The organism is Caproicibacter sp. (assembly GCF_046707225.1).
Taxonomy (GTDB): Bacteria; Bacillota; Clostridia; order Oscillospirales; family Acutalibacteraceae; genus Caproicibacter.
Window position 1 is genome coordinate 152,428 of record NZ_JBJKOP010000036.1, and the last position, 25,562, is coordinate 177,989.

General features: G+C 53.2%; 27 protein-coding genes and 1 other annotated feature. Of the genes, 23 read left to right on the forward strand and 4 right to left on the reverse strand.

All coding sequences use genetic code 11. The features are described 5' to 3' along the window. The first annotated feature begins 84 nt into the window (after positions 1–84). From lspA to purD, 11 genes are all read left to right on the forward strand, one after another. Positions 85–564, forward strand: coding sequence for a signal peptidase II (gene lspA / locus ACLQ3M_RS09880; protein WP_411677520.1), 480 nt, complete (start codon positions 85–87; stop codon positions 562–564). Then, a complete protein-coding gene (locus ACLQ3M_RS09885; RefSeq protein ID WP_411677521.1) occupies positions 564–1,484 on the forward strand; it encodes an RluA family pseudouridine synthase in 921 nt (306 codons plus the stop codon). Before lspA ends, ACLQ3M_RS09885 begins: the two co-directional genes overlap by 1 nt. Before the next feature lie 27 nt (positions 1,485–1,511). Further along, a complete protein-coding gene (locus tag ACLQ3M_RS09890) occupies positions 1,512–1,952 on the forward strand; it encodes a ComEA family DNA-binding protein (protein WP_411677522.1) in 441 nt (146 codons plus the stop codon). Between the two features lie 207 nt (positions 1,953–2,159). Further along, positions 2,160–2,561 carry an NfeD family protein gene (locus ACLQ3M_RS09895; RefSeq protein ID WP_411677523.1) on the forward strand — a complete coding sequence of 134 codons (402 nt, stop codon included), beginning with the start codon at positions 2,160–2,162 and terminating at the stop codon, positions 2,559–2,561. Between the two features lie 21 nt (positions 2,562–2,582). Continuing rightward, complete coding sequence (locus ACLQ3M_RS09900; protein WP_411677524.1) at positions 2,583–3,512, forward strand: SPFH domain-containing protein; 930 nt, start codon at positions 2,583–2,585, stop codon at positions 3,510–3,512. Between the two features lie 342 nt (positions 3,513–3,854). Further along, positions 3,855–4,352, forward strand: a complete 498-nt coding sequence (gene purE, locus ACLQ3M_RS09905; RefSeq protein WP_411677763.1) for a 5-(carboxyamino)imidazole ribonucleotide mutase — start codon at positions 3,855–3,857, stop codon at positions 4,350–4,352. A gap of 33 nt (positions 4,353–4,385) precedes the next feature. Then, positions 4,386–5,420, forward strand: coding sequence for a phosphoribosylformylglycinamidine cyclo-ligase (purM, locus tag ACLQ3M_RS09910; protein WP_411677525.1), 1,035 nt, complete (start codon positions 4,386–4,388; stop codon positions 5,418–5,420). Then, on the forward strand, positions 5,414–6,058 hold the full coding sequence (purN, locus tag ACLQ3M_RS09915) for a phosphoribosylglycinamide formyltransferase (protein ID WP_411677526.1): 645 nt from the start codon (positions 5,414–5,416) through the stop codon (positions 6,056–6,058). Before purM ends, purN begins: the two co-directional genes overlap by 7 nt. Then, positions 6,046–6,756, forward strand: coding sequence for an IMP cyclohydrolase (locus ACLQ3M_RS09920; protein WP_411677527.1), 711 nt, complete (start codon positions 6,046–6,048; stop codon positions 6,754–6,756). The genes purN and ACLQ3M_RS09920 overlap by 13 nt, the downstream gene beginning before the upstream one ends. A gap of 15 nt (positions 6,757–6,771) precedes the next feature. After that, entirely contained in the window at positions 6,772–7,950 is a 1,179-nt protein-coding gene (locus ACLQ3M_RS09925) for a phosphoribosylaminoimidazolecarboxamide formyltransferase (RefSeq protein ID WP_411677528.1), read from the forward strand. Positions 7,951–7,978: 28 nt separating this feature from the next. Next, on the forward strand, positions 7,979–9,238 hold the full coding sequence (gene purD / locus ACLQ3M_RS09930; protein ID WP_411677529.1) for a phosphoribosylamine--glycine ligase: 1,260 nt from the start codon (positions 7,979–7,981) through the stop codon (positions 9,236–9,238). Between the two features lie 119 nt (positions 9,239–9,357). Here purD and ACLQ3M_RS09935 read toward each other — a convergent pair whose 3' ends face one another. The 4 genes from ACLQ3M_RS09935 to pheS form a co-directional block, all read right to left on the reverse strand. Next, a complete protein-coding gene (locus ACLQ3M_RS09935; RefSeq protein ID WP_411677530.1) occupies positions 9,358–9,660 on the reverse strand; it encodes a hypothetical protein in 303 nt (100 codons plus the stop codon). Positions 9,661–9,696: 36 nt separating this feature from the next. Continuing rightward, entirely contained in the window at positions 9,697–9,942 is a 246-nt protein-coding gene (locus tag ACLQ3M_RS09940) for an IreB family regulatory phosphoprotein (RefSeq protein WP_411677531.1), read from the reverse strand. Between the two features lie 69 nt (positions 9,943–10,011). Beyond that, a complete protein-coding gene (pheT, locus tag ACLQ3M_RS09945; protein WP_411677532.1) occupies positions 10,012–12,390 on the reverse strand; it encodes a phenylalanine--tRNA ligase subunit beta in 2,379 nt (792 codons plus the stop codon). Positions 12,391–12,402: 12 nt separating this feature from the next. Next, complete coding sequence (gene pheS, locus ACLQ3M_RS09950; protein WP_411677533.1) at positions 12,403–13,422, reverse strand: phenylalanine--tRNA ligase subunit alpha; 1,020 nt, start codon at positions 13,420–13,422, stop codon at positions 12,403–12,405. A 50-nt stretch (positions 13,423–13,472) separates the two neighbouring features. Continuing rightward, positions 13,473–13,689 (reverse strand) — a binding site (T-box leader). A gap of 159 nt (positions 13,690–13,848) precedes the next feature. Here pheS and ACLQ3M_RS09955 point away from each other — a divergent pair. The 12 genes from ACLQ3M_RS09955 to ACLQ3M_RS10010 all read left to right on the forward strand — a co-directional run bounded on the left by ACLQ3M_RS09955 (position 13,849) and on the right by ACLQ3M_RS10010 (position 25,476). Then, positions 13,849–14,361, forward strand: coding sequence for a DUF6106 family protein (locus ACLQ3M_RS09955; protein WP_411677534.1), 513 nt, complete (start codon positions 13,849–13,851; stop codon positions 14,359–14,361). Then, positions 14,342–15,601, forward strand: coding sequence for an NAD(P)H-hydrate dehydratase (locus ACLQ3M_RS09960; protein WP_411677535.1), 1,260 nt, complete (start codon positions 14,342–14,344; stop codon positions 15,599–15,601). The genes ACLQ3M_RS09955 and ACLQ3M_RS09960 overlap by 20 nt, the downstream gene beginning before the upstream one ends. 34 nt (positions 15,602–15,635) lie before the next feature. Beyond that, entirely contained in the window at positions 15,636–16,169 is a 534-nt protein-coding gene (locus ACLQ3M_RS09965) for a hypothetical protein (RefSeq protein ID WP_411677536.1), read from the forward strand. A 433-nt stretch (positions 16,170–16,602) separates the two neighbouring features. Continuing rightward, the gene (locus tag ACLQ3M_RS09970) at positions 16,603–16,974 is read left to right on the forward strand and encodes a type II toxin-antitoxin system PemK/MazF family toxin (protein WP_066642437.1); all 372 of its coding nucleotides are present in this window, start codon (positions 16,603–16,605) and stop codon (positions 16,972–16,974) included. 97 nt (positions 16,975–17,071) lie between these two features. Further along, complete coding sequence (locus ACLQ3M_RS09975) at positions 17,072–17,254, forward strand: ferritin-like domain-containing protein (RefSeq protein ID WP_066642434.1); 183 nt, start codon at positions 17,072–17,074, stop codon at positions 17,252–17,254. A gap of 18 nt (positions 17,255–17,272) precedes the next feature. Continuing rightward, positions 17,273–17,584, forward strand: a complete 312-nt coding sequence (locus tag ACLQ3M_RS09980; RefSeq protein WP_411677537.1) for a spore coat protein — start codon at positions 17,273–17,275, stop codon at positions 17,582–17,584. 160 nt (positions 17,585–17,744) lie between these two features. Next, positions 17,745–19,820, forward strand: a complete 2,076-nt coding sequence (gene recJ / locus ACLQ3M_RS09985; protein ID WP_411677764.1) for a single-stranded-DNA-specific exonuclease RecJ — start codon at positions 17,745–17,747, stop codon at positions 19,818–19,820. Continuing rightward, positions 19,795–21,975, forward strand: coding sequence for a RelA/SpoT family protein (locus ACLQ3M_RS09990; RefSeq protein ID WP_411677538.1), 2,181 nt, complete (start codon positions 19,795–19,797; stop codon positions 21,973–21,975). Before recJ ends, ACLQ3M_RS09990 begins: the two co-directional genes overlap by 26 nt. Before the next feature lie 30 nt (positions 21,976–22,005). Then, positions 22,006–22,653, forward strand: a complete 648-nt coding sequence (locus ACLQ3M_RS09995) for an MBL fold metallo-hydrolase (RefSeq protein WP_411677539.1) — start codon at positions 22,006–22,008, stop codon at positions 22,651–22,653. Continuing rightward, positions 22,637–24,106: a coproporphyrinogen dehydrogenase HemZ gene (gene hemZ, locus ACLQ3M_RS10000; RefSeq protein WP_411677540.1), complete on the forward strand. Its 1,470-nt coding sequence runs from the start codon at positions 22,637–22,639 to the stop codon at positions 24,104–24,106. The genes ACLQ3M_RS09995 and hemZ overlap by 17 nt, the downstream gene beginning before the upstream one ends. Continuing rightward, the gene (locus ACLQ3M_RS10005) at positions 24,087–25,043 is read left to right on the forward strand and encodes a uridine kinase (RefSeq protein WP_411677541.1); all 957 of its coding nucleotides are present in this window, start codon (positions 24,087–24,089) and stop codon (positions 25,041–25,043) included. The genes hemZ and ACLQ3M_RS10005 overlap by 20 nt, the downstream gene beginning before the upstream one ends. Positions 25,044–25,110: 67 nt before the next feature. Beyond that, entirely contained in the window at positions 25,111–25,476 is a 366-nt protein-coding gene (locus tag ACLQ3M_RS10010; RefSeq protein WP_411677542.1) for a zinc ribbon domain-containing protein, read from the forward strand. The last annotated feature ends 86 nt before the right edge of the window (positions 25,477–25,562 follow it).

Below are 25,562 nucleotides of genomic sequence, written 5' to 3' on the forward strand. Positions count from 1 at the left end.
TTTTTGTGGACAAACTATGAACGCGCCTCTATAATAAATAGAGTGAATCGTATCGAATGAATTTTTTGATAAGGAGATGTTTTTTTGCCTTTCATCATACTGCTACTGTCGGTTCTGGTCATTGCAGCAGACCAGGTTTTAAAGCTGCTGGTGATTCAATATTTAAAGCCGGACGGGGTAAAAACCATTTTTGACGGCCTGCTGTCTTTTGTCTATGTGGAAAACCGGGGAGCGGCGTTCAGTATTCTTCAAAATCAAAGATGGCTGTTTATTGGGATCACGCTGGTGATTTGCATCCTGATTATTTACGCACTGTTCCGCTACGGAAATCATGAGTTCTTTTCTTACGCAGCCTCCGCACTGATTGTGGGCGGCGGAATCGGAAATTTGATCGACCGCGTTTTAAAGGGCTATGTTGTGGACTACATTCATGTTTCCTTTTTTCCCGCAATCTTCAATTTCGGCGATTGCTGCGTTACGGTGGGAACCGTGTTTTTAATGATACATGTCCTGTTCTTCGCGGACGACAGTCATGGCGCGGAAAAAGTTCTTCGGACCAAATAATGATGGAATTGCAGCATAAAACGGTAGAGGCGGAACAGGCCGGTCTGCGGCTGGACAAGTTTCTCAGCCTGAGCATGGAAAATGTGACCCGGTCCGCGGCGGAAAAATGGATTGACGACGGGCTTATTACAAAGGACGGGCGGCCTTTGAGCAAAAGTTATCGCTGCGCGGAGGGGGATTTTTTTCAAATCCGGGTTCCGGACCCTGTCCCACTTGAAGTCCGGCCGGAAAAGATTCCGCTTGAAATCGCCTATGAGGACGACGACCTGCTGGTGGTGAACAAACCGAAGGGCATGGTGGTTCATCCCGCGCCCGGTCATCCGGACCGAACGCTGGTCAACGCTCTGCTTGCGCATTGCGGCGCGTCTCTTTCCGGAATCAACGGAGTGTTGAGGCCTGGAATCCTGCATCGGATCGACAAGGATACCAGCGGACTGCTGATTGTCGCGAAAAACGATTTCGCCCATCAGAAATTGGCGGTTCAGATTAAAGACCACAGTTTCACGCGGATTTACGAGGCGGTTGTACACGGCAATCTGAAGGAAGACAGCGGTACGGTGGATGCTCCCATCGGGCGCCATCCGGTCGATCGTAAAAAGATGGCCGTTACCAAACAGAATTCCAGAAACGCCGTGACGCATTATCAGGTTATTGCCCGGTACCGCGGGTTTACCCATGTCATGCTGAAGCTTGAGACCGGGCGCACTCATCAAATCCGGGTGCATATGGCCTATTTGGGTCACCCGGTGGCGGGCGACCCCGTCTACGGACCGAAAAAGCCGGCTCCGGGACTGGACGGTCAGTGCCTGCATGCCAGGCTCATCGGCTTTGTGCATCCCCGCGACGGAAGGTATCTGGAGTTTTCCAGCGAGTTGCCGGCTTATTTTACGGATTTTCTGAATCGGCTTACTCTGCTTTAGTTATGATTCTAAAGGGATGGGACCAAAATGGACGAGGAATCCCGGCAAAAGAGGCTTTTGATTTTACTGGCGGCGTTGATCTGCTCGCTAATGATCGGCTACAACGCCTTTTATGTGCCGGACGCGACCGTAGCGTGGAGACAGGAATCTTCTTCGCAATCGGAAACGCCGGCTTTGTCAAGCAGACCGGAACCGGCATCCTCCGATTCTGCGGTTTCATCCGGCCTGCGGAGTGCCGTTTCATCGGGCTTGTCTTCGACGGCTCGAATCAACGGCAAAGTGAATATTAATACGGCGACCCCAAAGGAATTGAGCGACGGATTAAACGGGATCGGAAAAACACTGTCTCAGCGCATTGTGGATTATCGCGAAAAAAACGGGCCGTTCCGCTCGATTGAAGAAATTAAGAATGTATCGGGAATCGGCGATAAAATTTTTGAACAGATTCGTGATTCTATCACAATTTGAGCAGAGCTTTTACGGATCAAAAGAAGCGGGACCAAATAATAGAGAAGCAGAGCCACGACCACAGTCTGATTCTGTTCTGTTTATATTGCGCTTTTCATGGTTTTATGGTACGATAAGACTGGAGTAAAAGCTAAAACAATCAGGTCCTTTAAGGGGGTCTTACCAATTTATATTCTATATATGCCGTTTATCTGGATTGCCGTCATTGTGCTTGCAGCTGTTTTGGAAGCTTCGACGGCGCAGCTGGTTTCCATCTGGTTTGTTGTGGGCGGAGTCGGGGGATTGATCGCCAGTCTTCTTGGAGCCTCGCCTTCCGTGCAGGTGCTTGTTTTTGCGCTTGTTTCCGCGGTTACGCTGATTGCCACAAGACCGTTTGTCAAAAAAGTTCTGGATTTTAAAACAACCGGAACAAACGCCGACCGTTATCTTGGAAAGATTGCCGTCGTGACGGTTGAAATCAACAATACGCTTGGCGTGGGTCAGGTCAATGTTCTGGGGAGCATCTGGACGGCGCGCTCGTCCGACGGCTCCGTTATTCCCATCGGATCGCGCGTATCCGTTGAATCCATAGACGGCGTGAAACTGATCGTCCGTTTAAAGACCGATTAATTTTTTATGGAGGGATTATTCATGGTTGGATTTATTATCGGCATTGTCATTATTCTTTTGGTAATCATCCTGCTGATTTCAAACATTAAGGTGGTGCCGCAGGCTCACGCATATGTTCTGGAGCGTCTCGGCGCTTATCATGTTACCTGGAATACCGGTCTGCATATCAAGGTTCCGTTCGTTGATAAAGTTGCAAAAAGGGTTTCGCTGAAGGAACAGGTCATCGATTTTCCCCCCCAACCGGTGATTACGCAGGACAACGTGACGATGCAGATCGACACGGTGGTTTATTTCCAAATTACGGATCCCAAGCTGTACGCATACGGTGTGGAACGTCCGCTTTCCGCAATAGAAAATCTGTCCGCCACAACATTGAGAAATATTATCGGAGATCTTGAATTAGATAAAACCCTGACGTCCCGCGACACCATCAACACGCAAATCCGCACGATCCTGGATGAGGCGACCGACGCCTGGGGCATCAAGGTCAACCGTGTGGAACTGAAGAATATTATTCCACCGAAAGAAATTCAGGATTCCATGGAAAAACAGATGAAGGCCGAGCGTGAGCGCCGCGCCCAGATTCTTACCGCTGAGGGTGGAAAGCGCAGTGCGATCCTGATTGCGGAAGGCGACAAAGAATCCGCCATCTTGCGCGCCGACGCCGCGAAACAGACCAAAATTCTGGAAGCACAGGGCCAGGCGGAAGCGATTATGCTGGTACAGAAAGCCCTGGCCGACAGTATTGTTTTACTGAATACCGCCAATCCGGCCGAGAATGTGATTGCGCTCAAGAGTCTGGAAGCGTTTCAGAAGGCTGCGGACGGAAAGGCGACCAAGATTATCATCCCGTCCCAGATTCAATCCCTTGCAGGTCTTGCCACTTCAATTAAGGAATTGGTCGTTGACGCCCCAATGGGCGGGCAGACAGGTAAGTCTGCACAAAGTTAATTCTCTCTTGATTTGTATTCCTTGCTAAAGAGTCGAAAAAGCATTCTTTAGGAAGGGAACAGTTGAATTTGTTGTTGGAATCCCCTACAATATTAGGGTGAGATTTCGGAGGTGGATGCAATGACAGGGTTGGAAAAAAATCGGATTCGGAAAATTTCTGTCGGCACCGCCCTTGCCGGATGTGTTAAAACTCTACAGTAGAACTGCAGGCTGCGCCGGAAATGGGCGCAGCCTTTTTCTGTTTCGGGGTTCCGGCAGTCGCGTTCTCTTCTGCCATTTGCATCAGCAGTGATCCGCCAGTCTTTTGTTTAAGCAGAAAAAGGAGAATAAAAAATGCAGAATATGAAAAAAGTAGCCGTGATTATGGGAAGCGACAGTGATTTTCCGGTTGTCTCGGCGGCAGTCAAAAAGCTTAAGTCCCTTGAAATCCCCTGTGAGGTACATGTCCTTTCCGCACACAGGACACCCGCCGAGGCGGCTGAATTTGCAAAGAATGCTAAAGCTAACGGTTTCGGCGTCATGATCGCCGCCGCCGGGATGGCTGCGCACCTGGCAGGCGTGCTTGCGGCTTACACCACTCTGCCGGTCATTGGAATCCCAATGAAATCTTCCGCTCTCGAAGGGCTGGACGCGCTGCTCGCGACCGTACAGATGCCCGGCGGAATTCCGGTCGCGACCGTAGCCGTTAACGGCGCGGAGAACGCGGCTGTCCTCGCGGCGCAGATTCTCGCCCTTGGAAATAATGAGCTGGCGGAAAAGCTGGAGCAGATGAAACGGCAGATGAGCGAAAAGGTTGCCACGAAAGACGCAGCGATTCGTGCGCAGGCGGAACAGCTCTGAAAGGGTTAATCAAGCAGATTGATGGAGGAAAGAATGAAAAGTTACAGTGAAAGTTACAAGGCGGCCGGTGTGGACGTGACGGCGGGATACCAGGCTGTGGAACGGATGAAAAGCCATGTGGCAAGGACGAACATACCGGGAGTCCTTTCCGGAATTGGGGGATTCGGCGGCTTGTTCCAGCCGGATCTTTCGGGAATGAAGACTCCGGTTTTTGTCAGCGGTACCGACGGAGTGGGAACCAAGCTGAAGCTTGCGTTTTTAATGGACAAGCATGATACGATCGGCATCGACTGTGTTGCCATGTGCGTGAACGACGTGGTCTGCTGCGGTGCAAAACCGCTGTTCTTTCTGGATTATTTGGCCGTGGGCAAAAATCACCCGGAAAGTATTGAGAAAATCGTATCCGGCGTCGCGGATGGCTGCGTTCAGGCCGGGTGTGCGCTGATCGGCGGAGAAACCGCGGAGATGCCCGGCTTTTACCCAGCCGACGAATATGACCTTGCCGGATTCACAGTCGGCGTTGTAGACCGCGAGAGAATGCTGGACAGTACTTCTGTTCGCCCCGGGGACGCGCTGATCGGATTGGAGTCCTCCGGACTGCATTCCAATGGCTTTTCCCTGGTGCGTAAGGTATTCAATATCGGGGACCGGAACGTGAACATGCAGATCGGCGATCTTGGTTGCACATTGGGGGAGGAACTGCTTAAGCCGACGAAGATTTATGTCAAACCGATGCTTGAATTGATGCGGCAGATCCGTGTCAAGGCGGTTTCCCATATTACAGGCGGCGGATTTTATGAAAATGTTCCGCGTATGCTTCCGGCGGGCGTGACGGCCCGAATCGAAAAGAACCGTCTGCCGCAAATGCCGGTCTTTGCTCTTTTGCAGCAGCAGGGAAATATCCCGGAGCGCGACATGTACAACACCTTTAACATGGGAATCGGAATGTGCGCCGCCGTAGCCCCGGAGGATGCCGACCGGGCGGTGAAATTTCTGAACGCGAACGGAATGCCGGCTCGTATCATCGGTGAAATTGCCGAAGGCGGGGAAGGCGTCGAGCTATGCTGAACATTGCCGTTCTTGTTTCCGGCGGAGGAACCAACCTGCAGGCGCTGATCGATGCGCAGAAAGCCGGAAAAATACCGGGGGGCAGGATCACTCTGGTAATTTCAAGCAGAGAAGACGCCTATGCCCTGACCCGCGCGGAACAGGCTGGGATTCGGACCGAGGTGCTTCGGCGCCGCAGCTTTTCCGAACAGGGTGATTACGATACGGAGCTGATCGGCCTGCTGGAGCGGGAACGCGTCGGACTCATCGTACTGGCCGGTTTCATGACGATTATCAGCCCGCGCGTGATTGAACGTTACCGGAACCGGATGATCAACATCCATCCGTCGCTGATTCCGGCTTTTTGCGGGGAGGGCTGCTACGGTTTGCGGGTGCATCAGGCCGCGCTGGAAAAAGGGGTTCGGGTGACGGGCGCTACGGTTCATTTTGTTAATGAGGTCTGCGACGGCGGCCCGATCATTTTGCAGAAGGCCGTGGAGGTTTTGCCGGGCGATACGCCTGAGACACTGCAGCGGCGCGTCATGGAGCAGGCGGAATGGAAGTTGCTGCCTAAGGCGGTCGCTCTGTTTTGTGCGGGGTTTCTGGAAGTTGAAAACGGCGTTGTGAAGATAAAGGGGGATTTGCCATGCAGCGAATGAATTTAGCGGAATATCTGGGTTCCAATCCTTACCCGGGAAGAGGAATTCTTCTCGGAAACAGCGAAGACGGAAAGTATGCTGTTATTGCCTATTTTATTATGGGGCGCAGCGAGAACAGCCGGAACCGGGTCTTTGAGGAAGAAGGGCAGGGCATAAGGACACGGGCGTTCGACGAGTCAAAGCTGAGCGACCCATCCCTGATTATTTACTCGCCGGTTCGGGTTTCGGGGACTTTTACGGTTGTGACAAACGGAGATCAGACGGACACGGTCTGCGAGTATCTGGAGGCAGGCAAACCATTTGAAGAAGCGCTGCGCACACGTACTTTTGAGCCGGATGCTCCGAACTACACGCCCAGAATCTCCGGAATGGTTCAAACGGAGGCCGGGTTCCGGTTTATCCTATCAATTTTAAAAAGCGGGGACGGGTCGCCGGACTCTGCGCACCGCCAGTTCTTTGAATACGATTCCCCCGCCGCCGGGGAGGGAAGAATCATCCATACCTATTCCGGCGATGGGAATCCGCTCCCTTCCTTTGAGGGCGAACCGGTCCGGGTCGCACTGGAAGGCGGAATAGACCAACTGACCCACGGAATCTGGAACGCTTTAAACGAAGACAATAAAATTTCCCTGTTTGTCCGTTTTATCAACCTGAAAACAGGACTGACCGAAACAAGAATCCTGAATAAGAACCGCTGAGAGGGAGGAACTGGAATGGCAAACGAACTGATGCTGAAATACGGTTGCAATCCGAATCAAAAGCCCGCCAGAATTTTTATGGGAAACGGCGGACCGCTGCCCGTTGAAATTTTAAACGGCCGCCCCGGTTATATCAACTTTATGGACGCGTTCAACAGCTGGCAGCTGGTGCGGGAACTGAAGGCGGCCTGCGGTCTGCCGGCGGCTGCTTCCTTTAAGCATGTCAGCCCTGCGGGAGCGGCGCTGGGGGTTGAACTGTCCGACACGGTTAAAAAGATTTGTTTTGTGGACGACTTGGAGCTTTCTCCGCTGGCGTCGGCATATGCCGCGGCGCGCGGCGCGGACCGGATGTCCTCTTACGGCGACTTTGCGGCTTTGTCGGACGTCTGCGACGAACAGACGGCCCTTGTGCTGAAGCGGGAAGTATCCGACGGCGTGATCGCCCCCGGATACACCGAAAAGGCGCTGGAAATTCTTAAGTCAAAGCGAAAAGGCACATACAATATCATTCAAATCGACCCGGATTACAGACCGGAGCCGGTCGAGCATAAGGATGTGTTCGGAGTCACATTCGAGCAGGGCCGCAACGAAGCTCCGATTGGCCTTGACCTGTTAACGGATATCGTCACAAAGAACAAAGAGATTCCGGATGCAGCGAAGCGTGACCTCATCCTGTCCCTCATCGCGCTGAAATATACGCAGAGTAATTCCGTGTGCTACGCGCAGGACGGAAGAACCATCGGTGTCGGCGCCGGACAGCAGTCCAGAATTCACTGTACGCGCCTTGCGGGGAATAAAGCGGACAACTGGCTGCTGCGTCAGCACCCGAAGGTGATTGGGCTTCCGTTTGTCGCCGATATCCGCCGTCCGGACCGCGACAATACCATCGACGTTTATATCTCTGAGGATTCTCAGGATGTGCTTGCGGAAGGAGTCTGGCAGAACTTCTTTACGGCTAGGCCGGAACCGCTTACACGGGAGGAGAAGCGGGACTGGCTGAACCGGCAGACCGGCGTGTCCCTTGGCTCCGACGCGTTTTTCCCGTTTGGGGACAACATTGAGCGTGCGCACCGGTCCGGCGTTTCCTATATCGCGCAGCCGGGCGGTTCGATCCGCGACGACAACGTGATTGAAACCTGCGATCAATACGGAATCGCAATGGCATTCACCGGCCTTCGCCTGTTTCATCACTGAACGGCTGAAAACGAAAGCGGGGAGAATCATGAAAATATTGGTCATCGGCGGCGGCGGCCGCGAGCATGTTTTAGTAAGAAAACTAAAAGAAAGCCCGAAAGCGGAAAAAATCTACTGCGCGCCTGGAAACGGCGGAATCTCCCGCGACGCCGAATGCGTCCCGATTCCCGCGACGGATGTTGCAGGCGTCATAGCCTTTTCCAAGCAGAATCGAATCGATCTGGTTGTTGTCGCGCCGGATGATCCGCTTGCGGCAGGAATGGTGGACGCGCTGGAAAACGCGGGAATCCGGGCGTTCGGCCCAAAAGCGAATGCGGCGGAGATTGAAAGCAGCAAGGTGTTTTCCAAACACCTGATGAAAAAATACGGAATTCCAACGGCGGATTATGAAGTGTTCGACCAACCGGACAGGGCGCTTGAATCGATTCGTAGTCGCGGAAAATTTCCGACCGTCATCAAGGCGGACGGACTGGCGCTTGGCAAGGGCGTAATCATTGCCTCCGATTTTTCAGAGGCGGAGGCGGGAATTAAGACGATTATGGAAGATAAGGTCTTCGGGTCCTCCGGAAATCGTGTGGTTGTTGAAGAGTTTCTGATCGGCCCGGAGGTCTCCGTCCTTGCTTTTACGGACGGGAAATGCGTTCGCCCGATGGTTTCCTCCAAAGATCACAAACGCGCGATGGACGGCGACAAAGGCCCCAATACCGGCGGAATGGGAACAATCAGCCCGAACCCGTACTACACGCCGGAGCTTGCCGAACGCTGCATGAAAGAAATTTTCCTGCCGACGGTTCGTGCGATGAACGAAGAAGGCCGCCCGTTCAAGGGTTGCCTGTATTTTGGTCTGATGCTGACGCCGGACGGCCCGAAGGTGATCGAATACAATTCCAGGTTTGGCGACCCGGAGGCTCAGGTGGTGCTTCCGCGGCTGAAAACCGACCTTCTCGAGATTATGGAAGCCGTTGTGGATGAAAAACTGGAACAGCAGCCGATCGAATGGAGCGACGAAGCCTGTGCGTGTGTGGTCATGGCATCCGGAGGGTATCCGGTTCAATATCAAAAAGGCTTTGAAATCACCGGCCTCGATGAAAACGGGCAGGCGGAGAACGCTACGGTCTACCATGCCGGAACGTCGTATCGGGACGGGAAGTTTTACACCAGCGGCGGGCGCGTGCTCGGCGTAACGGCTCTTGGCACGGATTTGCCCCGGGCGCTGGAAAAAGCGTATCGGGCCGTGTCCGGAATTCATTTTGAGGGCGCGCACTATCGGAATGATATCGGAAAATAAAATGCAGAAATAAAGAGCCGCGCTGCTTCCTGATTTGAGAGGCCGCGCTGCTCTTCCGGCTGAAAGGCCCGCAAAAACAGTTGAGTGTTTTTGCGGGCCTGTATTTGTGTTTTTAAACTTTATTCTGACAGCGCTCTGCTGAGCCAGACATCCGCCAGATCCATGGCCAGATAAAGACCATTTTTTTCGCTGGTCTTTACAATCTGTTTCCGGTTCCGCACAGTCTGATCCGTCAGCATCAGCTGAATGCCAACCCGATCCGCCACGTCCATATCCTTTACTTTCTTCTTGCTCTTAATTTCCAGCCTGACGACATAACGGTCCTTCATGCTTCCGTAATAAATCACATCTCCGCAGCGCACCAACGGTTTTCCCTTATAGGTTGGAAACTGCGGTTCACCGTCATTTTGTTTATCTGCCATTCGCTGTCGACCTCCTCTTCTTCATTCGTTTGGGCTTTATTCGCCCAGATAAGATTTTACCAATACCTGCAAAAGCTCGTCGCGGTCAATTCTGCGAATCAGGCTCCGCGCGTTGTTGTGAGTCGTAATGTAGGTGGGGTCCTCCGAAAGAATATAGCCCACAATCTGATTAATGGGGTTGTATCCTTTTTCCTTCAGAGCGTCGTATACAGTTGTGAGGATTTTCTTAATGCCTTCCTCCCGGTCGCTTTCAAGAGAAAAAGTCACCGTTTTATCGAGCATAGGAACACCTCCAGTATTGTTCATCATACAACAACGTGCGAGGAAATGCAAGAAATAAATTGTAAATCACTAGGAGCGCAGGATGGCTCCGATGTTTTCAAGCTCCTTAATGGCCCGGTTCATCGCCGCTGTAATCTGTTCTTCCGTCAGTGTGCTGTCCGGAGAACGCAGCACAATTCGGAACGCGACGCTCTTCTTGCCCTTTTCAATTTGTTCTCCGCGATAAATGTCGAACAGTTCGATTCGTTCAAGCAGGGAGCCCGCCCCGGCGCGGATTGCCTTTTCCAGAGACATAACGGGAATTTTATCCTCGCAGATTAAGGCAAGGTCCCTTGCCACGGCCGGAAATTTGGGAAGCGGACGGTAGGTTTTATCCATGCCGGCGTTTTGGAACAGAGAATCCACATCGAGCGTAAAGCTGAACGCCCTGCAATCCATCCCGTAGTTTTCCATTACTTTCGGGTGAATTTCCCCAATGATACCCAGAGGATTGCCGCCAATGGTTAAAGCGGCGCACCGGCCGGGATGATAGGCGAATTCTTCCGGCGCGGCGGAAATGTCCCATTCTGTTACATTAAGTTTTTCCAGAAGGTCTTCGACCATACCCTTTGCGGTGAAGAAATCGGAGCCGTTCCCGTACATTCCGCAGACCAGCTCCAGCTTTTCCTCAGGCAGCTGCTCCGCCGAAGTCGGATGGTATTCCGTCGCAAGCTCGTAAAGGCACGCGGAGTCGTTTCGGTTGTTGTAATTGCGGGAGAGAATCTCCATCATAGAAGGCAGAGCGGTTGTGCGCATAATGCCGGTGTCCTCGCCAAGCGGATTTGAAATTACGATGGAATTCCGCAGCGGAGAATCTGCGGGCATCCGGATTTTATCGTAATATTTTGGGCTGATAAAGGAATACGTCATGATTTCGCTTGCCCCGAGCGCCAACATGGTGTCGCCAATCAGCTTTTCAAATTTCTGCCCGGCGGTGTATTTGCCTTGGGCGCCGCCGCTGAGCGCGGTGGATGCAATTTTGTCGTAGCCGTAGAAACGCGCGATTTCTTCCGCGATATCGGCTTTATGAACCAGGTCGGGCCGGAAAGAAGGAACCAGAATTTCGTCGCCGTCAAATTCGCAGTCCAGCTTGGAAAGGATTGTTTTCATTTTCTCCGCGCTTAGGGATATGTCGAGAAAACGGTTGGTCCAGTCCGGCTCAAGGCGAATCCTGCGGCGCTCAGGGGAAAAATGGCTGTCTTTCAGAATGCCGTCGGTCACGTCGCCGGCATCCAGCAGTTCCACCAGTTCGCACGCGCGGTCGAGCGCCGGAATGCAGTTGTTGGGGTCCAACCCTTTTTCATACAGGGAGGAAGCATCCGTGCGCATGCAGAGGTCGCGCGCGGTTGTGCGGACCGATGGGCCCTTGAAGCAAGCTGATTCGAAGACGATCGTCGTGGTGTCATCCACAATTTCGCTGTTTTCGCCGCCCATCACGCCCGCAACGGCAATGGCCCGGTTTTCATCCGCGATCACAAGATTCTTTTTACGCAGCGTGCGGGGGGTTCCGTCCAGCGTCGTGATTTTTTCACCCTCTTTGGCCCGGCGCACGGTGATTTTATGCCCCTGGATAAACCGGTAGTCAAACGAGTGCATCGGCTGGCCGTATTCCAGCATGACATAGTTTGTAATATCGACGATGTTATTAATCGGGCGCACGCCCATCGCACGGAGACGTTCGCGCAGCCAGCGCGGTGAGGGCTTGACCCTGACGTTTTTCACAACCCGCGCGGAATACATGGGGCAAAGGTCCGGCGCTTCCACCGAAACGCTTACCATCTCCGTGCCGGAACCGTGCCCGCCTTTGACGGCGGGGGTGTGAAGCTTCAGCGGCTTATGAAACGTGGCGGCGGCTTCGCGGGCAAGGCCGATAACGGAGAAACAGTCCGGCCGGTTGGAGGTGATTTCGAATTCCACGACGGTGTCGTCAAGACCGATTGCCTCCTGAATCGGCTGGCCTGGACGGCAGTCCTCCTGAATGACAAAGATTCCGTCTTCAATCGCATAGGGAAAATCGTGTTTGGTTAACCCGAGTTCCGAAAGGGAGCAGAGCATGCCGTTGCTTTCCAGCCCGCGCAGCTTGCCCTTTTTAATCTTTTTGCCGCCCGGCAGACACGAATTGTGAAGCGCGACGGGAACCAGGTCGCCGACTTTCAGGTTCTGCGCTCCTGTGATAATCTGAAGCGGTTCCCCGCTACCGGCGTCGGTCATTGTAATCCACATGTGGTCGGAATCCGGGTGACGTTCCAGAGAAAGAACCTTTCCGACAACGACGTTTTGAATTTCGCCGCCCTCTTTCCGCCAGCCTTCAACTTTGGAGCCGCTCATCGTCATCGCTTCCGTGAAAGAGCGGATCGGCATATCAGGAAGCTCTACAAACTCCTTGAGCCATTTCATTGACAAATCCATTTCAATTCCCCCTTAAAACTGATTCAGGAATCTAACGTCGTTTTCAAAAAAGAGACGCATGTCGTCCACCTTGTATTTGCGCATGACAAGGCGCTCCAGCCCCATGCCGAACGCAAAGCCGCTGTACTCCTCCGGGTCGATGCCGCAGTTTGAGAGTACCTTCGGGTGAACCATGCCGCAGCCAAGAATTTCAATCCAGCCCTCTCCCTTGCACAGGCGGCAGCCCTCGCCGTGGCAGTGAAAGCACTGCACGTCGACTTCTGCGCTAGGCTCCGTGAACGGGAAGTGGTGCGGACGGAACCGCACGACGGAATTTTCCCCGTACATCCGGCGGATGAGAGTTTCCAGAGTGCCCTTCAGGTTTGCAAAGGTAATTCCTTGATCGACGACCAGTCCCTCAATTTGATGGAACAGCGGGGAATGGGTCGCGTCGACGGCGTCGGAGCGATAGACGCGGCCGGGGGAGATAATCCGAATCGGCGGCTTCTGTTTTTCCATCGTGCGCACCTGAACGGGTGAAGTCTGCGTCCGCAGGACAATGTTGTCGTTGATGTAAAACGTATCCTGCGTATCGCGCGCGGGGTGGTCTTTCGGGATATTCAGAGCTTCAAAGTTATAATAGTCGAATTCCACTTCCGGACCGCTGACAATGTCGAATCCCATTCCGACAAAGATCTCCTTGATTTCATTCAGCTCCAGATTCAGCGGGTGAGGGTGACCGAGCTTGTGGCGCTTGCCCGGCAGGGTGACGTCGATCTCCTCCATTTTCAGCCGAAGCGCGGTTTCGGCCTCGTGAAGCTCCTTTGCACGGTCCGTAAGTTCCTTTTCAATCAGCGTGCGAAGCTCATTCGCGAACTGCCCGATGACAGGCCGTTCCTGTTCAGACAGGTTTCTCATCTGTTTTAAGATTGCGGTCAATTCGCCCTTTTTTCCAAGATATTTGATTCGCAGGCTTTCAAGGCTTTGGCGGTCCTGTGCCTGGTTCAGCTCCGTTTCCGCCTTTTTACGCAGAAGCTCCAGCTGTTCTTTCATTTCGGCTTCATCCTTTCTTTCGGTGAAAAAATAAAAAACGCTTTCCTCCCGCAAGGGACGAAAGCGCAAAGCTCCGTGGTACCACCCTGTATTTGTACTCTGACGGCCTGCTAACGGTGCCGCCCGTTGCGGCCTACTGCAAATGGTTCAGCCGCACCGCTCCAAAGGGAACTTCGCCAGTCTTATCCGCAAACGTGCTTTCAGCCGGTGACACGCTCTCTCTGCGCGGAAGAAAAGAAAGGTTACTTCCTTTATCACAGCGTTTGATTTCTGTAAAACATAATATAACACGGATTTTGTCCGAATGCAAGAAAAATATCCGCAGAAGCCGGCTTGCGCAGGAATTCGAGGAAAATGGAGGGCATTCATTGTAAAGAATTCATCCCTGTGCTAAAATAAGGGAAAAGAATTGTCAGGGGGAGAAGAATGGACGTTTTTGTGGAGCAGCTGATTAAAAAGAAATTCGGGACAAAAGATTATTTGTTTATTTTCGGAATTATTGTGCTTGGAATCATCCTTGTGCTTTTATCCGTGATCATTCTGCCGCCGATCGCTATCTTGGTTCTGGCAGGGGTTTGCTACGGCGCCTATTATCTGATCACATCGCGGAGCATAGAATTTGAATACAGCGTGACGAACGGCGATATCACGGTCGATAAAATCATTTATCAACGGAAACGGAAACGGGTCATTTCCGTGGATGCCCATACGGTGGAGGAAATGGGAAAATATGATGCGCAGAAGCTGCTGCAAAAGAGTTTTGCTTCCCGCATCGTCGCATCGGAACGGGAAGACGGTTCCGGCGCGTGGTATTTCTGTGCCCGGGATTCCAAGTTGGGAAATGTTCTGGTCGTTTTCAGCCCGGATGAAAAAACGCTGACGGCGATTCGGCCTTTCTTGCCGAGGCAGGTGGCGAGAGATGCTTTTAATCGGTACTGATCTGGTTGAAATCGCCAGGATCCGAAAATCCATGCGAAATCCTTTGTTCTGTGCGAGAATTCTTGGGAAAACGGAGTATGAACAGCTTGCCCTGCGGGGTTTTCCGGCTCAAAGTGTCGCCGCCAGCTTCTGCGCGAAAGAAGCGTTTTCCAAAGCGGTTGGGACGGGCCTGAGCGGATTTTGCCTGCGGGAAGCGGAGCTTCTTCGCGGACCGAACGGCGGGCCGAAGCTTCAACTGTCGGGGAAGGCGGCTCATCTGGCTGAAAAAATGCGGTTCTCCGTCAGCGTGACACATACCGCTGAAACCGCCGCCGCCACGGTGGTCGGCTGGAATGAAAAATCAGAGATGAAAATTTCGGAAGAGCGGGACGTACCGGAGGGAAGAAAAATACTTCTGGATATGCTGAAGCCGCGCGAGCCGGAGAGCAATAAGGGCAGCTACGGGCGGCTTTTGTGCGTCTGCGGCAGCGAAGGAATGGCGGGCGCGGCGGCGATGAGCACACTGTCCGCGCTTCGGTGCGGCGCCGGAATTGTGGAGACAGCCCTGCCGCGTTCCATCTATCCGATTGTCGCTTCCCTTGCTCCGGAAGCGGTGTTTACGCTGCTTGACGCCTCGCCGGACGAAGGCTTGGCGGACCGGGACCTGGAATCACTGGATTCGGCATTGTCCCGGGCGAGCGCGTGCCTTGTCGGCTGCGGCCTTGGGAAAAGCCCTTTTGCGAGAAGAATGGTTTCAAGAGTTCTTCAGAAGGCGAATGTTCCGCTTGTCCTTGACGCAGACGGAATAAATATTGTGTCGGAGCATATAGATGAACTGAAAACAGCCCGCGCTCCGCTTGTGCTGACACCCCACCCCGGCGAAATGGCGCGTCTTCTGAGGACCACCCCGGAAGAGGTCCAGAAAAACCGGGAACTGTTTGCCCGTTCGTTTGCACGGGAGTTTGGGGTTATTCTGGTTTTGAAAGGCTTTGAAACCCTGGTTGTTTCACCTCAGGGAAAGCTGTATCGGAATACAACCGGAAATCCTGGGATGGCCAAGGGCGGAAGCGGCGATGTGCTGGCGGGTATGATCGCGTCCTTTGCGGCGCAGGGGGTCGACCTGTTTGCTGCGGCTGCCGGCGCGGTGTATCTGCACGGCCTTGCCGGGGACCGCTGTGCGGGAAATTTGTCCCAATGCGCCATGCTGCCGACCGACCTGATCGGAAAGCTGCCGGAGCTGTTTTTGGAATTAGGGCGGTAGCTGCGTTCCGCCCGCTTTTTTGGGGGGGATGCCGGTGCGCCGGAATATGATAGCCGCAGCCGCCGCGCTGTGCCTGCTGCTGGGCGGCTGCGCAAAGTCCAGAATCGGTGTCGAGGATCTGGACTTTCAACTTGATTGTAAAGCAAACGTGCATTATTCGGGAGGCAGCGTCACATGTTCTTTTCAGCGCTTTGGCCCGGAAAACGCGGCGTTGGAGATTCTTTCGGGCGGGCCGGAGGGACTTTGCTGGAACTGGAACGGCGACGGTTTTACGGCAACGTTTCAGGGGCTTGCCGCGGGCGGCAAAGACTGCGTGCTTCCGCAGGATTCTTTCGCGGCCGTGATGGTACATATTCTTGACCAGGCGGAAAAGCCGGGCTCCCTGACTCCGACCCATGACAATGAGTTTTCCGGAAACGCGGGGTATGATTACACGCTGACGGCCGACCCCGAGACCGGAAAAATAAAGACGCTCAGCGTGCCGGAATGCAATGTTACGGTTGATTTTTACGATTACGCGGAAAAAACGATTGAAGTGGGTTTGAATCTTGACCCTGAACCAGATTAAAAAATTTTGTAAATTTTAGAAACCGTTGAGTTTTTCAACGGTTTTTTATTTTTAGATTTCACCGGTGTAGAAACTTTAGCTTCCAGCATTGAGCAAAGTGACAATTATTTTATTTCCGCTCAGAGCTGATTTTGCCGAGTGTAACTGCTTTAGAAGTCGCAGGGCAAGCGATGCGATTGAAGACCTTTTTCGATACGTCTTGAGGCGTGTGCTGCTAATATGGTCCTTTTAAGGCTGTGCAAACCACGCGTTCAAAGCGTGGTTTTGATTTTCAATTTGATCTGATGAGTACGGCGGCTGCTACTGTCAACAAAGGTACTCCGTTAATATTATATAACAGGCTCCGCAGAACGAATAAATCTTTCAAAGAATGTCAATACTATTCGCGGAAATCCAAAATCTGCTATATCATTTATTTTCGGAGTGTGAAAAAATGAATATTCGAAGAGGAGATATCTATTACGCCGATCTCAGTCCGGTGGTAGGGTCCGAACAGGGCGGAGTGCGGCCGGTACTGATTATACAAAACAATATCGGGAACAGGTTCAGCCCGACCGTGATTGCCGCCGCAATCACCAGTCAGCGCTCAAAGGCGAATCTGCCGACGCACATCATGCTCAATGCCAGTACGACCGGACTTGCAAAGGATTCCATCGTGCTGCTTGAGCAGGTGCGGACAATTGATAAGCACAGACTGAAAGAACGGATGGGACGTCTTGACAACAAGGCGATGTTAATGGTGGATCAGGCCTTGTCTATCAGCTTCGGCCTTAACGAACAGGAACCGGTGCGGCAGGCTACATAGACCGCCTGATTTACGAAAGACAACGTCTGGCAACGTATAAAAGCTTGATTCTGCCGGATACTAAAAACACAATTTTTAAAAAGGAGTGTGTTTTTAGATGATCTCTGAAAAAGAGCTTTCGGCAATTGAAGATCAGCTCGCTCATGAGCATGTCTTGATTACAAAGTACAACGCGTACTCACAGATGTGCTCCGACCAGGAGCTCAAGCAGAAATGCAGCTCAATTGCGCAGAAGCACCAGTGCCATTTCGACAAACTAATGGGATTTTTAAATTCTTAAAAGGGAGGAACATTCAGGATGAATTTCAATCAGAATCCGGGCCAAGTCAGCGGTACTCAGGTCAGCAGCCCCATGGGGGAAAGAGAACTCATGGATGATGCGCTTGCTTCTCAGAAATATATGACGGACACCTACAACACTTACACGAATGAATGTGTTACGCAAAATGTCAGGGATGAATTTCTGAATATTCTTTCCGAAGAGCACCAGATTCAGTCCGACGTTTTCGACACCATGAAAAAGCGCGGCTGGTACAATGTTCCCGATGCCCAGCAGCAGAAAATTCAACAGGCAAAACAGAAATACCAGAGCCAGAGTTCTCAGGGCTGATCTGGCTGAACCGGGGGGGACGGACAAATATGTCCGCCCTCTTCTTTTTTATTTTTGCCTGCCGCGACCGGTGTTTTTGTACTTGCCGGAAAGAAAAAGTTGAATAAATGCTTTCGGAATGCTAAAATAATCAAATATGGGGCAGGTGTGGCGATTGAGTGTGAAAAAATGGCGGATTCGTCGTTGCGACGAGTCCGCCGCTTCCCAAATTGCAGAAGAAATGAAAATACCGCGTTCCGTCGCCGCGCTCTTGGAGGCGCGGGGTATGACGGATGAAATCCGGGAGCCTTCCGCGGCATCCTTTTCCGACCCTTTTTTTCTTTCGGATATGGAGAAGGCGGCGGAACGGATTACCCGCGCTTTGGACGGCTTTGAGAAGATCGCCGTTTACGGCGATTACGACGCGGACGGCGTTACCGCCACGGCGATGCTGTACTCTTACCTGGAATCCTGCGGGGGAAATGTGATCTATTACATCCCGGAGCGGGAAGGAGAGGGCTACGGACTGAATATGGGGGCGGTCGATACGCTGCACGAGCAGGGAGTCGATCTGATTGTCACTGTGGACAACGGCATTTCCAGCGTGGATGAAATCGCCTATGCGAACAGTCTCGGGATCGATACGGTTGTTACGGACCACCATCACCCGCGGGAGGTTTTACCTCCCGCCCGCGCGGTGGTGGATGCCTGCCGCGCGGACAGCGGCGCGCCTTACCGTGATTTTGCGGGAGTCGGCGTTGCGTTTAAATTGATTCAGGCCTTGGAGGGCCCGGAAGGCGATCTGGAATCGCTGCTTGAAAATTACGGCGATCTTGTTGCAATCGGGACCATCGGGGACATTGTTCCGCTGACGGGGGAGAACCGGTCGCTTGTCTCATCGGGGCTGAGTTACCTGCCCAGAACGGACCGCCCCGGCCTCAGGGCTTTGCTGGAGCAGACCGGTTTGGAAAACAAAGAGCTTTCCGCCGGGCAGGTGGCTTTTATTCTGGTTCCGCGCATTAACGCGGCGGGGCGGATGGAGTCTCCGGATCAGGCCGTTCGGCTTCTGATTTCGGAATCTCAGGAGGAAGCGGCATTCCTTGCCGGCAAGATCTGTGAAGACAACGATTATCGGCGCGACGTTGAAAACGAAATTCTGAAAAAAGTAGAGGAATGCTTCCGCCGGGAACCGGCGCTGCTTTACGACCGCGTTCTCGTGGTGGACGGGGAAGACTGGCACCACGGCGTGATCGGAATCGTAGCGGCAAGGATTGTGGACCGTTTCGGGAAACCGTGCATTGTTATTTCGCGTTCGAAAAACGAGGCGCGCGGCTCCGGAAGAAGCGTGGAAGGCTTTTCCCTGTTTGACGCCGTGTATTCCTGCCGCGATCTTCTGACAAGGTTCGGCGGCCACCCGATGGCTGCGGGGCTTTCCCTGCCGCCGGGTCAAATCGGCGAATTCCGCGCCCGCATCAACGCGTTCGCCGCAGGACTCGGGCAGCCGATGCCGGCGCCGGTACTCTCCATTGACTGCCTGTTGGCACCGAGGGAGCTGTCGCTGGAAATCACGCAGGCCATGCGGTATCTGGAACCGTTCGGAACCGGGAACCCGGAACCGGTATTCGGTCTGAAAGATGTGACAATCACCGATATTACACCGGTCGGCGGAGGCAAGCATCTGCGCGTCAGTGTCAGCAGGGACTCCTGCACGGTTCGCTGCATGAGATTCCGAACGACTCTGGAGGAATTCAGCTATCGCTGCGGCGACAGGGTCGACCTGGCTGTTACGCTTCAGGAACGGGAATACGCGGGCAGAATTCTCTTGTCGATTGTCATCCGCGACATGAAGCTGTCGGGAATGGACATGGACGGAGTGATTCAGGGCCGGAACCTTTACGATCGGTTCCGCCGGGGCGAGCCGCTCTCTTCGGAGGAGGCCGCCCGGATGAAGCCGAAACGCGAGGAGTTTGCGAGCATTTATCGGGTGCTGAGGGGGAAAAACGGATATTCCGGTGCGCCGGAGCTATTGCTGCCCCGCATTCCCGGGCCGGCGCCGGGCATGGAAAAGCTGTTGACGGCGTTGGATGTTTTCGCGGAACGGGGATTAATTCGTCTGGAAAGAGACGCCGATACATACCGGGTTAAGCTGATCCCGCAGAACGGAAAAATCAATCTGACGGATTCTGAAATCATTCGTTCTCTGGAGCTATTTGAAAAGGCAGGTGAGCAGAATGGCATGGCCGCTGAAGACCTTTGACGATTTGTTGTCTCTGATTCGTGCGAGCGAGCGCGAGTATAATCTGGATGTCATAACCCGTGCGTATTGGCTGGCGGAAAGTTCGCACAGGGACCAGAAGCGTCTTTCCGGATCACCGTATATTTCCCACCCGGTCGCGGTGGCCTGTATTCTGGTTGAACTGGGCATGGATTCGGAATCCGTTGCGGCGGGACTGCTTCACGATGTTGTGGAAGACACTCCCATCAGTCTGGATCAGATCAAGAAGGATTTCGGAGCGGAAATTGCCGGGCTGACGGACGGCGTGACAAAGCTGGGCCGCATTCCGTATTCCTCCCGCGAGGTACAGCAGGCCGAAAATCTGCGCAAGATGCTGATTGCGATGAGCGAGGATATCCGCGTCATCATCGTAAAGCTTGCGGACCGGCTGCACAATATGAGAACCATTGAGTTTATGCCGCCGCAGAAACAGCGGGACAAGGCTCTCGAAAATATGGAGGTCTACGCCCCGATTGCGCACCGTCTTGGAATCCGGGCAATGAAGGAAGAACTGGAAGACCTTTCGCTGCGGATTCTGGATCCGATGGCTTATCAGGAAATTGAAAGCGGATTGGAACTGCGCTCCGGCGAGCGGACTAAATTTATAGAATCGACAAAGAAAAAGATTTTCGAGCGCGTATCCACTATCATTCCGAATGTGTATCTGGAAGGCCGTGTAAAAAGCATCAACGGCATTTACCGCAAAATGTTTGTCCAGGGAAAAACCATGGACGAAATCTATGACATTTACGCGGTTCGGGTCATTGTCGACACGGTTAACGACTGCTATAACGTACTTGGCGTTATTCACGATATGTTCCGCCCGATTCCGAACCGGTTTAAGGATTACATTTCAACTCCGAAACCGAACATGTACCAGTCCCTGCACACGACCGTCATCGGCTCGGAAGGAATTCCGTTTGAAGTGCAGATCCGCACCTGGGAAATGCACCATACTGCGGAATACGGGATTGCGGCGCACTGGAAATATAAGCTGGGGCTCTCCGCCAAAGGGCAGGATCAGTTTGAGAAGCGCCTTTCGTGGATCCGCCAGATGCTGGACAACGAAAAGGACAGCGAAGACGCGACCGATCTGGTGCGGATGATCAAATCCGACCTGGTTCCGGAGGAAGTGTTTGTCTTCACGCCGCGCGGCGACGTGATTAGCCTTCCGGCCGGCGCAACCGTCATTGATTTTGCCTATGCGATTCACAGCGCCGTCGGAAACCGCATGACGGGTGCCAAAGTCGACAAGAGGATCGTTCCGATTGATTACCGGGTAAAAACGGGTGAAATCATCGAGGTCCTGACCAGCAAGGAAGCGCACGGGCCGAGCCGAGACTGGCTGAAGATCGTTCAGACCAGCGAGGCGCGCAATAAAATCCGCACATGGTTCAAGCATGAAAGACGGGATGAAAATATTGCGGAAGGTAAATCAGAGCTGGACCGGGAACTGAGACGGAACAATATTGTTCTGTCCGAGGAAGAGCTTGCAAATGTTCTGGAAAAGATCGGTCCCCGGCACAACTGTCATTCAGTGGAGGATGTTTATGCCGCCATCGGTTACGGGGGGGTGCAGATCTGGAAGATCCTTCCGAAACTGAGGGAGACCTCCCAGAAAGAACGGCAGGCTTCCGTGCCGGCCGCTCCTGCTGCCGAAAAGCCCCAAAGGCCCGTCAGCCATGCGAACGCGGGCATTATTGTGGAGGGAATGGACAACTGCCTGATTAAGATTTCCCGTTGCTGCAATCCTCTGCCGGGCGACGAAATCATCGGTTTCATCACGAGGGGCTTCGGCGTTTCTGTACACAAGCGAAGCTGTTCCAATGTTCCGAAAGACCTGACCGAGGCGGCGGAACCGGAACGGTGGGTTCGTGTCCACTGGGCGGGCGAGGTGAAGGAAGAATTCAAATCCACCCTTGAAATAACGGCGGAGGACCGCTCCGGGCTGCTGGTTGATATTACGCAGCAGCTGTTCAATATGCACCTTTTCATCCATTCGCTGAATTCCCGCGAATTAAAAGACGGCAAGGCCGTCATTTCCGCGACCATTACCATCAACGGGCTGGATCAGCTGAGGAATATCATCGACCGCCTTTCCAAAATAAAAGGAGTCTTAACCGTACGCCGTCCGTAGCCGGACCGTTTTCCCGCAAGGAGGAATACAATGAAAGTAACCAGAATTACCGGTGGGCCTCTTCCGACAAACTGCTATTTGCTCACGGACGACCGAACGGGACTGACCGCCGTGATCGACCCCGGATTTGAAAGCGAAGACCTGACCGAAAGCGTTCTTGCGGCAGGACAGGACAAAGTGCAGGCCATTTTGTTGACGCATGCACACTTTGACCACATCACCGGTGTTGCAAAGGTAAAGAAATTAACCGGAGCAAAGGTGTATCTGCATTCGGATGAACTCATGTTTGTTTCCGATCCTTCGCTGAACGCATCGGGAATTTTTTACGGTGCGCAGGTTCAGCAGTTCCGCGTCGATGATCCGATGGGCGATGGGGACGAGATTGAACTTGGGAAACTGAAAATCCGAGTGATTCACACGCCCGGCCACACCGCGGGCGGGTGCTGCTTCCTTGTGGAAGACGCTCTTTTTACAGGCGATACACTGTTGAAGCTGAGCTGCGGCAGGACGGATTTTCCGACCGGCAGCTACCATCAGATGATGGATTCTCTCTACAAGCTTGCCAAATTGCCGGGGGATTTTCATGTTTACCCCGGCCACGGTCCGGAAAGTACGCTGGAATATGAACGGAAAAACAATTCTTTTCTGGGGATGGATGCGCATGACCCTTTGTATTGACGGACACGAATATCAATATGAAATGGAAAATCTGTGCCGCGTTTTTTTCCCGGATCAGAAGATTGTTTCCGCAGTAAAACCGGATGACGGAGCGGATGTGTATACCGGAACCGAGTCTTGCACCGAAGGGATGCGGATCAGGGTACGGACGAAGCTGAACGGGGCCGAACGGGAAGCGGAAGAACTGCTTTCCGCAAAAGAAGCGTCCGATCCTCGTGAAGTGGAACGGCGTATGGGAGTGCTGCTGTACCGGCTGCTGTCGTCCGCCTGCGGTTTTCGCCCCCAGTGGGGAATTCTGACCGGAGTCAGGCCGGTCAAGCTTTTTGCCCGCCTTGCCGAAAGCATGGGAGAAGAGAATGCCGTCGGATATTTTGAAAAAAAACTGCTGGTTTCGCCCGAAAAAACGGAATTGTGCCGTATGACGAGCCAAAACCAGAAGGAGATTCTTTCCATCCCGAGCCCCCGCTCTTTCAGCCTGTATATTTCGGTTCCGTTTTGCCCCACGCGATGTGCTTACTGTTCTTTTGTATCAACTACGGTGGAAAAGGCGTTCCGTCTTGTTCCGGATTTTGTGAAGCTGCTGTGCGCGGAGCTGCGCCGCACGGCGGAGTTAGCAGCTGAGCTCGGACTGATTTGCCATTCCGTCTATGTGGGCGGGGGAACGCCGACAACCCTGTCCGCCGAACAGCTCCGGCAGGTGCTGGATACGGTCAGAGACAGCTTTGACCTTTCCCATTGTAGGGAATTCACGGTGGAAGCCGGCCGGCCGGACACCGTAACGGAGGAAAAGCTCCGTGCGCTTCTGGAAAGCGGAACGACCCGGATCAGCATTAACCCCCAGACGCTGAACGACGAGGTGCTTCGGGCAATCGGCCGGGCACACACGACAACGCAAACATATGATGCGTACGCGCTCGCCAGAAAATGCGGGTTCGGCAATATCAATATGGATTTGATCGCGGGGCTGCCGAAGGACAGCGCGGAAGGCTTTCGGAAAACTCTGGACGGCGTCGTGAAATTGGGCCCGGAGAATATTACAGTACACACGCTTGCCTTGAAACGCGCGGCAAAGCTGTCGCTGGACCCGTCCGGGCCTTACAGCGGCGATGCAAAGACGGCCCAGAACATGCTGGCTTATGCGGACTCGGCCCTCTTGAAAAGCGGCTATCTGCCGTATTATCTTTATCGGCAGAGCCGTATGGTGGGCAATCTTGAAAACACCGGCTGGTCAAAGGCGGGGTTTGAAGGATACTACAACGTTTTCATCATGGAAGAGAAAGAAACGATTCTGGCCTGTGGAGCGGGCGCGGTTTCCAAACTGTTCGACCCGTTGTCGGATCGCCTGGAGAGAATCTTTAACTTCAAATATCCTTATGAATATATCAGCCGTTTTTCGGAAATGATGACAAGGAAAGATAGGGTGAAGGAATTTTATGACGGCCTTGCGGACTGATTTTATCGAGTATCAGAACAGCGTCCTGCAGATTAATCAGGCGGTCAGGCAGGATCCTTCGGTGTTTGTAGCCGCTGCTGAAAAGGCGTATCAGGACAGCCTGATCAAAATCGCCGACAGTCTTATGAAGGAAGATCCGCCGTGCCGGCTGGTCATGCTGGCCGGCCCGTCCGCGAGCGGCAAGACGACAACCGCGCACCGGCTGGCGGAGATACTACGGAAAAAGGGCACGGGCGCGGAGATCATCTCCCTGGACGACTTTTACCGCGGGGAGCATCAGGCACCGGTGCTGCCGGACGGAAGCCATGACTACGAATGCGTGGAAGCGCTGAATGTGCCGGAAATCATGCAATGTCTTGGGGAACTGATTACAAACGGGCGCTGCAATATGCCTGTCTTTGATTTTTCCATTCATCTGCCGTACCCGCATCGTCGTCAGGTCGTGTTGGAAAACCGCGAAATCGCAATTGTGGAGGGGATACACGCGCTGAACCCCATCCTGATCGGCGGTCTGCCGTCCGAACGCATCAGGAGAATATATATCAGCGTGAAACAGGGCATCCGCGACGATGGAGGCGAGCTGCTCGGGCCGAATGAAATGCGCCTTGTTCGCAGGATCGTTCGGGACCGCAACTTCCGCAATGCACCGCCGTGGTTGACACTCGGCATGTGGGGCAACGTAATGAACGGAGAGCGCGAATATATCAAACCGTTCCGGGCCTCCGCCGATTACACCATTAATTCCTACCATGCGCATGAACCGTGTGTGCTGAAAGACCAGGCCGTCGCCCTCCTACATACCGTACCGGAGGAGGACCCAGGCTGTCAGACCGCGCAAACGCTGCTGAACGCGCTGGAGCGGTTTGAACCGGTTGACAGCTGTCTTGTGCCCAAAGATTCGATCCTGCGGGAATTTATCGGCGGCGGTATTTATTAGTGCGCATGGTTGCATTTGCAATCCATCCGGTGGTATAATAGAACAAATGAAAAAGAGGTGTGCTGTTATGGGACTGTTTGAAGATGTCGTAGTCAATGCCAGAACGGCAGTGAACGTCGTTGGGAAAAAGGCCAGTCAGATTGTCGATGTTTCCAAGCTGAGAATCAGCGCGGCAGATTTAAATAATGAGATTTCCAAAAGGTTTGAGGCAATCGGCCGCACGGTTTACGAAGCAAAGAAAACCGGCAATGATACGTCCGATTTAATTGCCGAGAGCGTCACGGCGATTGACGATCTTTATGAGCAGTTGGACGCAGTCAATGACCAACTGTCTGCGGCGCGTGCGAAACTGGTCTGTAAAAACTGCGGGCAGGAAAACACCCAGGGCTCGGTTTATTGCAGCAAATGCGGGCAGAAGCTGTCAAACGATTAATCTTAGCAACAGAAGAGGGAAACATTTGAGCTGCCGTTGAATGAAAACGGCAGCTCCTTTCCCTGCGATGTTTTAAAGGCCCCGGG

Bases quoted from the DNA above. Each gene is read 5' to 3' on its own strand.
- ACLQ3M_RS09940 (WP_411677531.1), bottom strand. From the start codon at position 9,942: ATGCTCGATAAAACGGTGACTTTTTCTCTTGAAAGCGACCGGGAGGAA.
- ACLQ3M_RS09890 (WP_411677522.1), top strand. From the start codon at position 1,512: ATGGACGAGGAATCCCGGCAAAAGAGGCTTTTGATTTTACTGGCGGCG.
- purE (WP_411677763.1), top strand. From the start codon at position 3,855: ATGAAAAAAGTAGCCGTGATTATGGGAAGCGACAGTGATTTTCCGGTT.
- ACLQ3M_RS09990 (WP_411677538.1), top strand. From the start codon at position 19,795: ATGGCATGGCCGCTGAAGACCTTTGACGATTTGTTGTCTCTGATTCGT.
- ACLQ3M_RS09955 (WP_411677534.1), top strand. From the start codon at position 13,849: ATGGACGTTTTTGTGGAGCAGCTGATTAAAAAGAAATTCGGGACAAAA.
- ACLQ3M_RS09995 (WP_411677539.1), top strand. From the start codon at position 22,006: ATGAAAGTAACCAGAATTACCGGTGGGCCTCTTCCGACAAACTGCTAT.
- ACLQ3M_RS09980 (WP_411677537.1), top strand. From the start codon at position 17,273: ATGAATTTCAATCAGAATCCGGGCCAAGTCAGCGGTACTCAGGTCAGC.
- ACLQ3M_RS09925 (WP_411677528.1), top strand. From the start codon at position 6,772: ATGGCAAACGAACTGATGCTGAAATACGGTTGCAATCCGAATCAAAAG.
- ACLQ3M_RS09885 (WP_411677521.1), top strand. From the start codon at position 564: ATGATGGAATTGCAGCATAAAACGGTAGAGGCGGAACAGGCCGGTCTG.
- ACLQ3M_RS09900 (WP_411677524.1), top strand. From the start codon at position 2,583: ATGGTTGGATTTATTATCGGCATTGTCATTATTCTTTTGGTAATCATC.
- pheT (WP_411677532.1), bottom strand. From the start codon at position 12,390: ATGGATTTGTCAATGAAATGGCTCAAGGAGTTTGTAGAGCTTCCTGAT.
- hemZ (WP_411677540.1), top strand. From the start codon at position 22,637: ATGACCCTTTGTATTGACGGACACGAATATCAATATGAAATGGAAAAT.
- ACLQ3M_RS09935 (WP_411677530.1), bottom strand. From the start codon at position 9,660: ATGGCAGATAAACAAAATGACGGTGAACCGCAGTTTCCAACCTATAAG.
- ACLQ3M_RS09960 (WP_411677535.1), top strand. From the start codon at position 14,342: ATGCTTTTAATCGGTACTGATCTGGTTGAAATCGCCAGGATCCGAAAA.
- purD (WP_411677529.1), top strand. From the start codon at position 7,979: ATGAAAATATTGGTCATCGGCGGCGGCGGCCGCGAGCATGTTTTAGTA.
- ACLQ3M_RS10005 (WP_411677541.1), top strand. From the start codon at position 24,087: ATGACGGCCTTGCGGACTGATTTTATCGAGTATCAGAACAGCGTCCTG.
- ACLQ3M_RS09970 (WP_066642437.1), top strand. From the start codon at position 16,603: ATGAATATTCGAAGAGGAGATATCTATTACGCCGATCTCAGTCCGGTG.
- purM (WP_411677525.1), top strand. From the start codon at position 4,386: ATGAAAAGTTACAGTGAAAGTTACAAGGCGGCCGGTGTGGACGTGACG.
- ACLQ3M_RS09920 (WP_411677527.1), top strand. From the start codon at position 6,046: ATGCAGCGAATGAATTTAGCGGAATATCTGGGTTCCAATCCTTACCCG.
- purN (WP_411677526.1), top strand. From the start codon at position 5,414: ATGCTGAACATTGCCGTTCTTGTTTCCGGCGGAGGAACCAACCTGCAG.
- ACLQ3M_RS10010 (WP_411677542.1), top strand. From the start codon at position 25,111: ATGGGACTGTTTGAAGATGTCGTAGTCAATGCCAGAACGGCAGTGAAC.
- ACLQ3M_RS09975 (WP_066642434.1), top strand. From the start codon at position 17,072: ATGATCTCTGAAAAAGAGCTTTCGGCAATTGAAGATCAGCTCGCTCAT.
- pheS (WP_411677533.1), bottom strand. From the start codon at position 13,422: ATGAAAGAACAGCTGGAGCTTCTGCGTAAAAAGGCGGAAACGGAGCTG.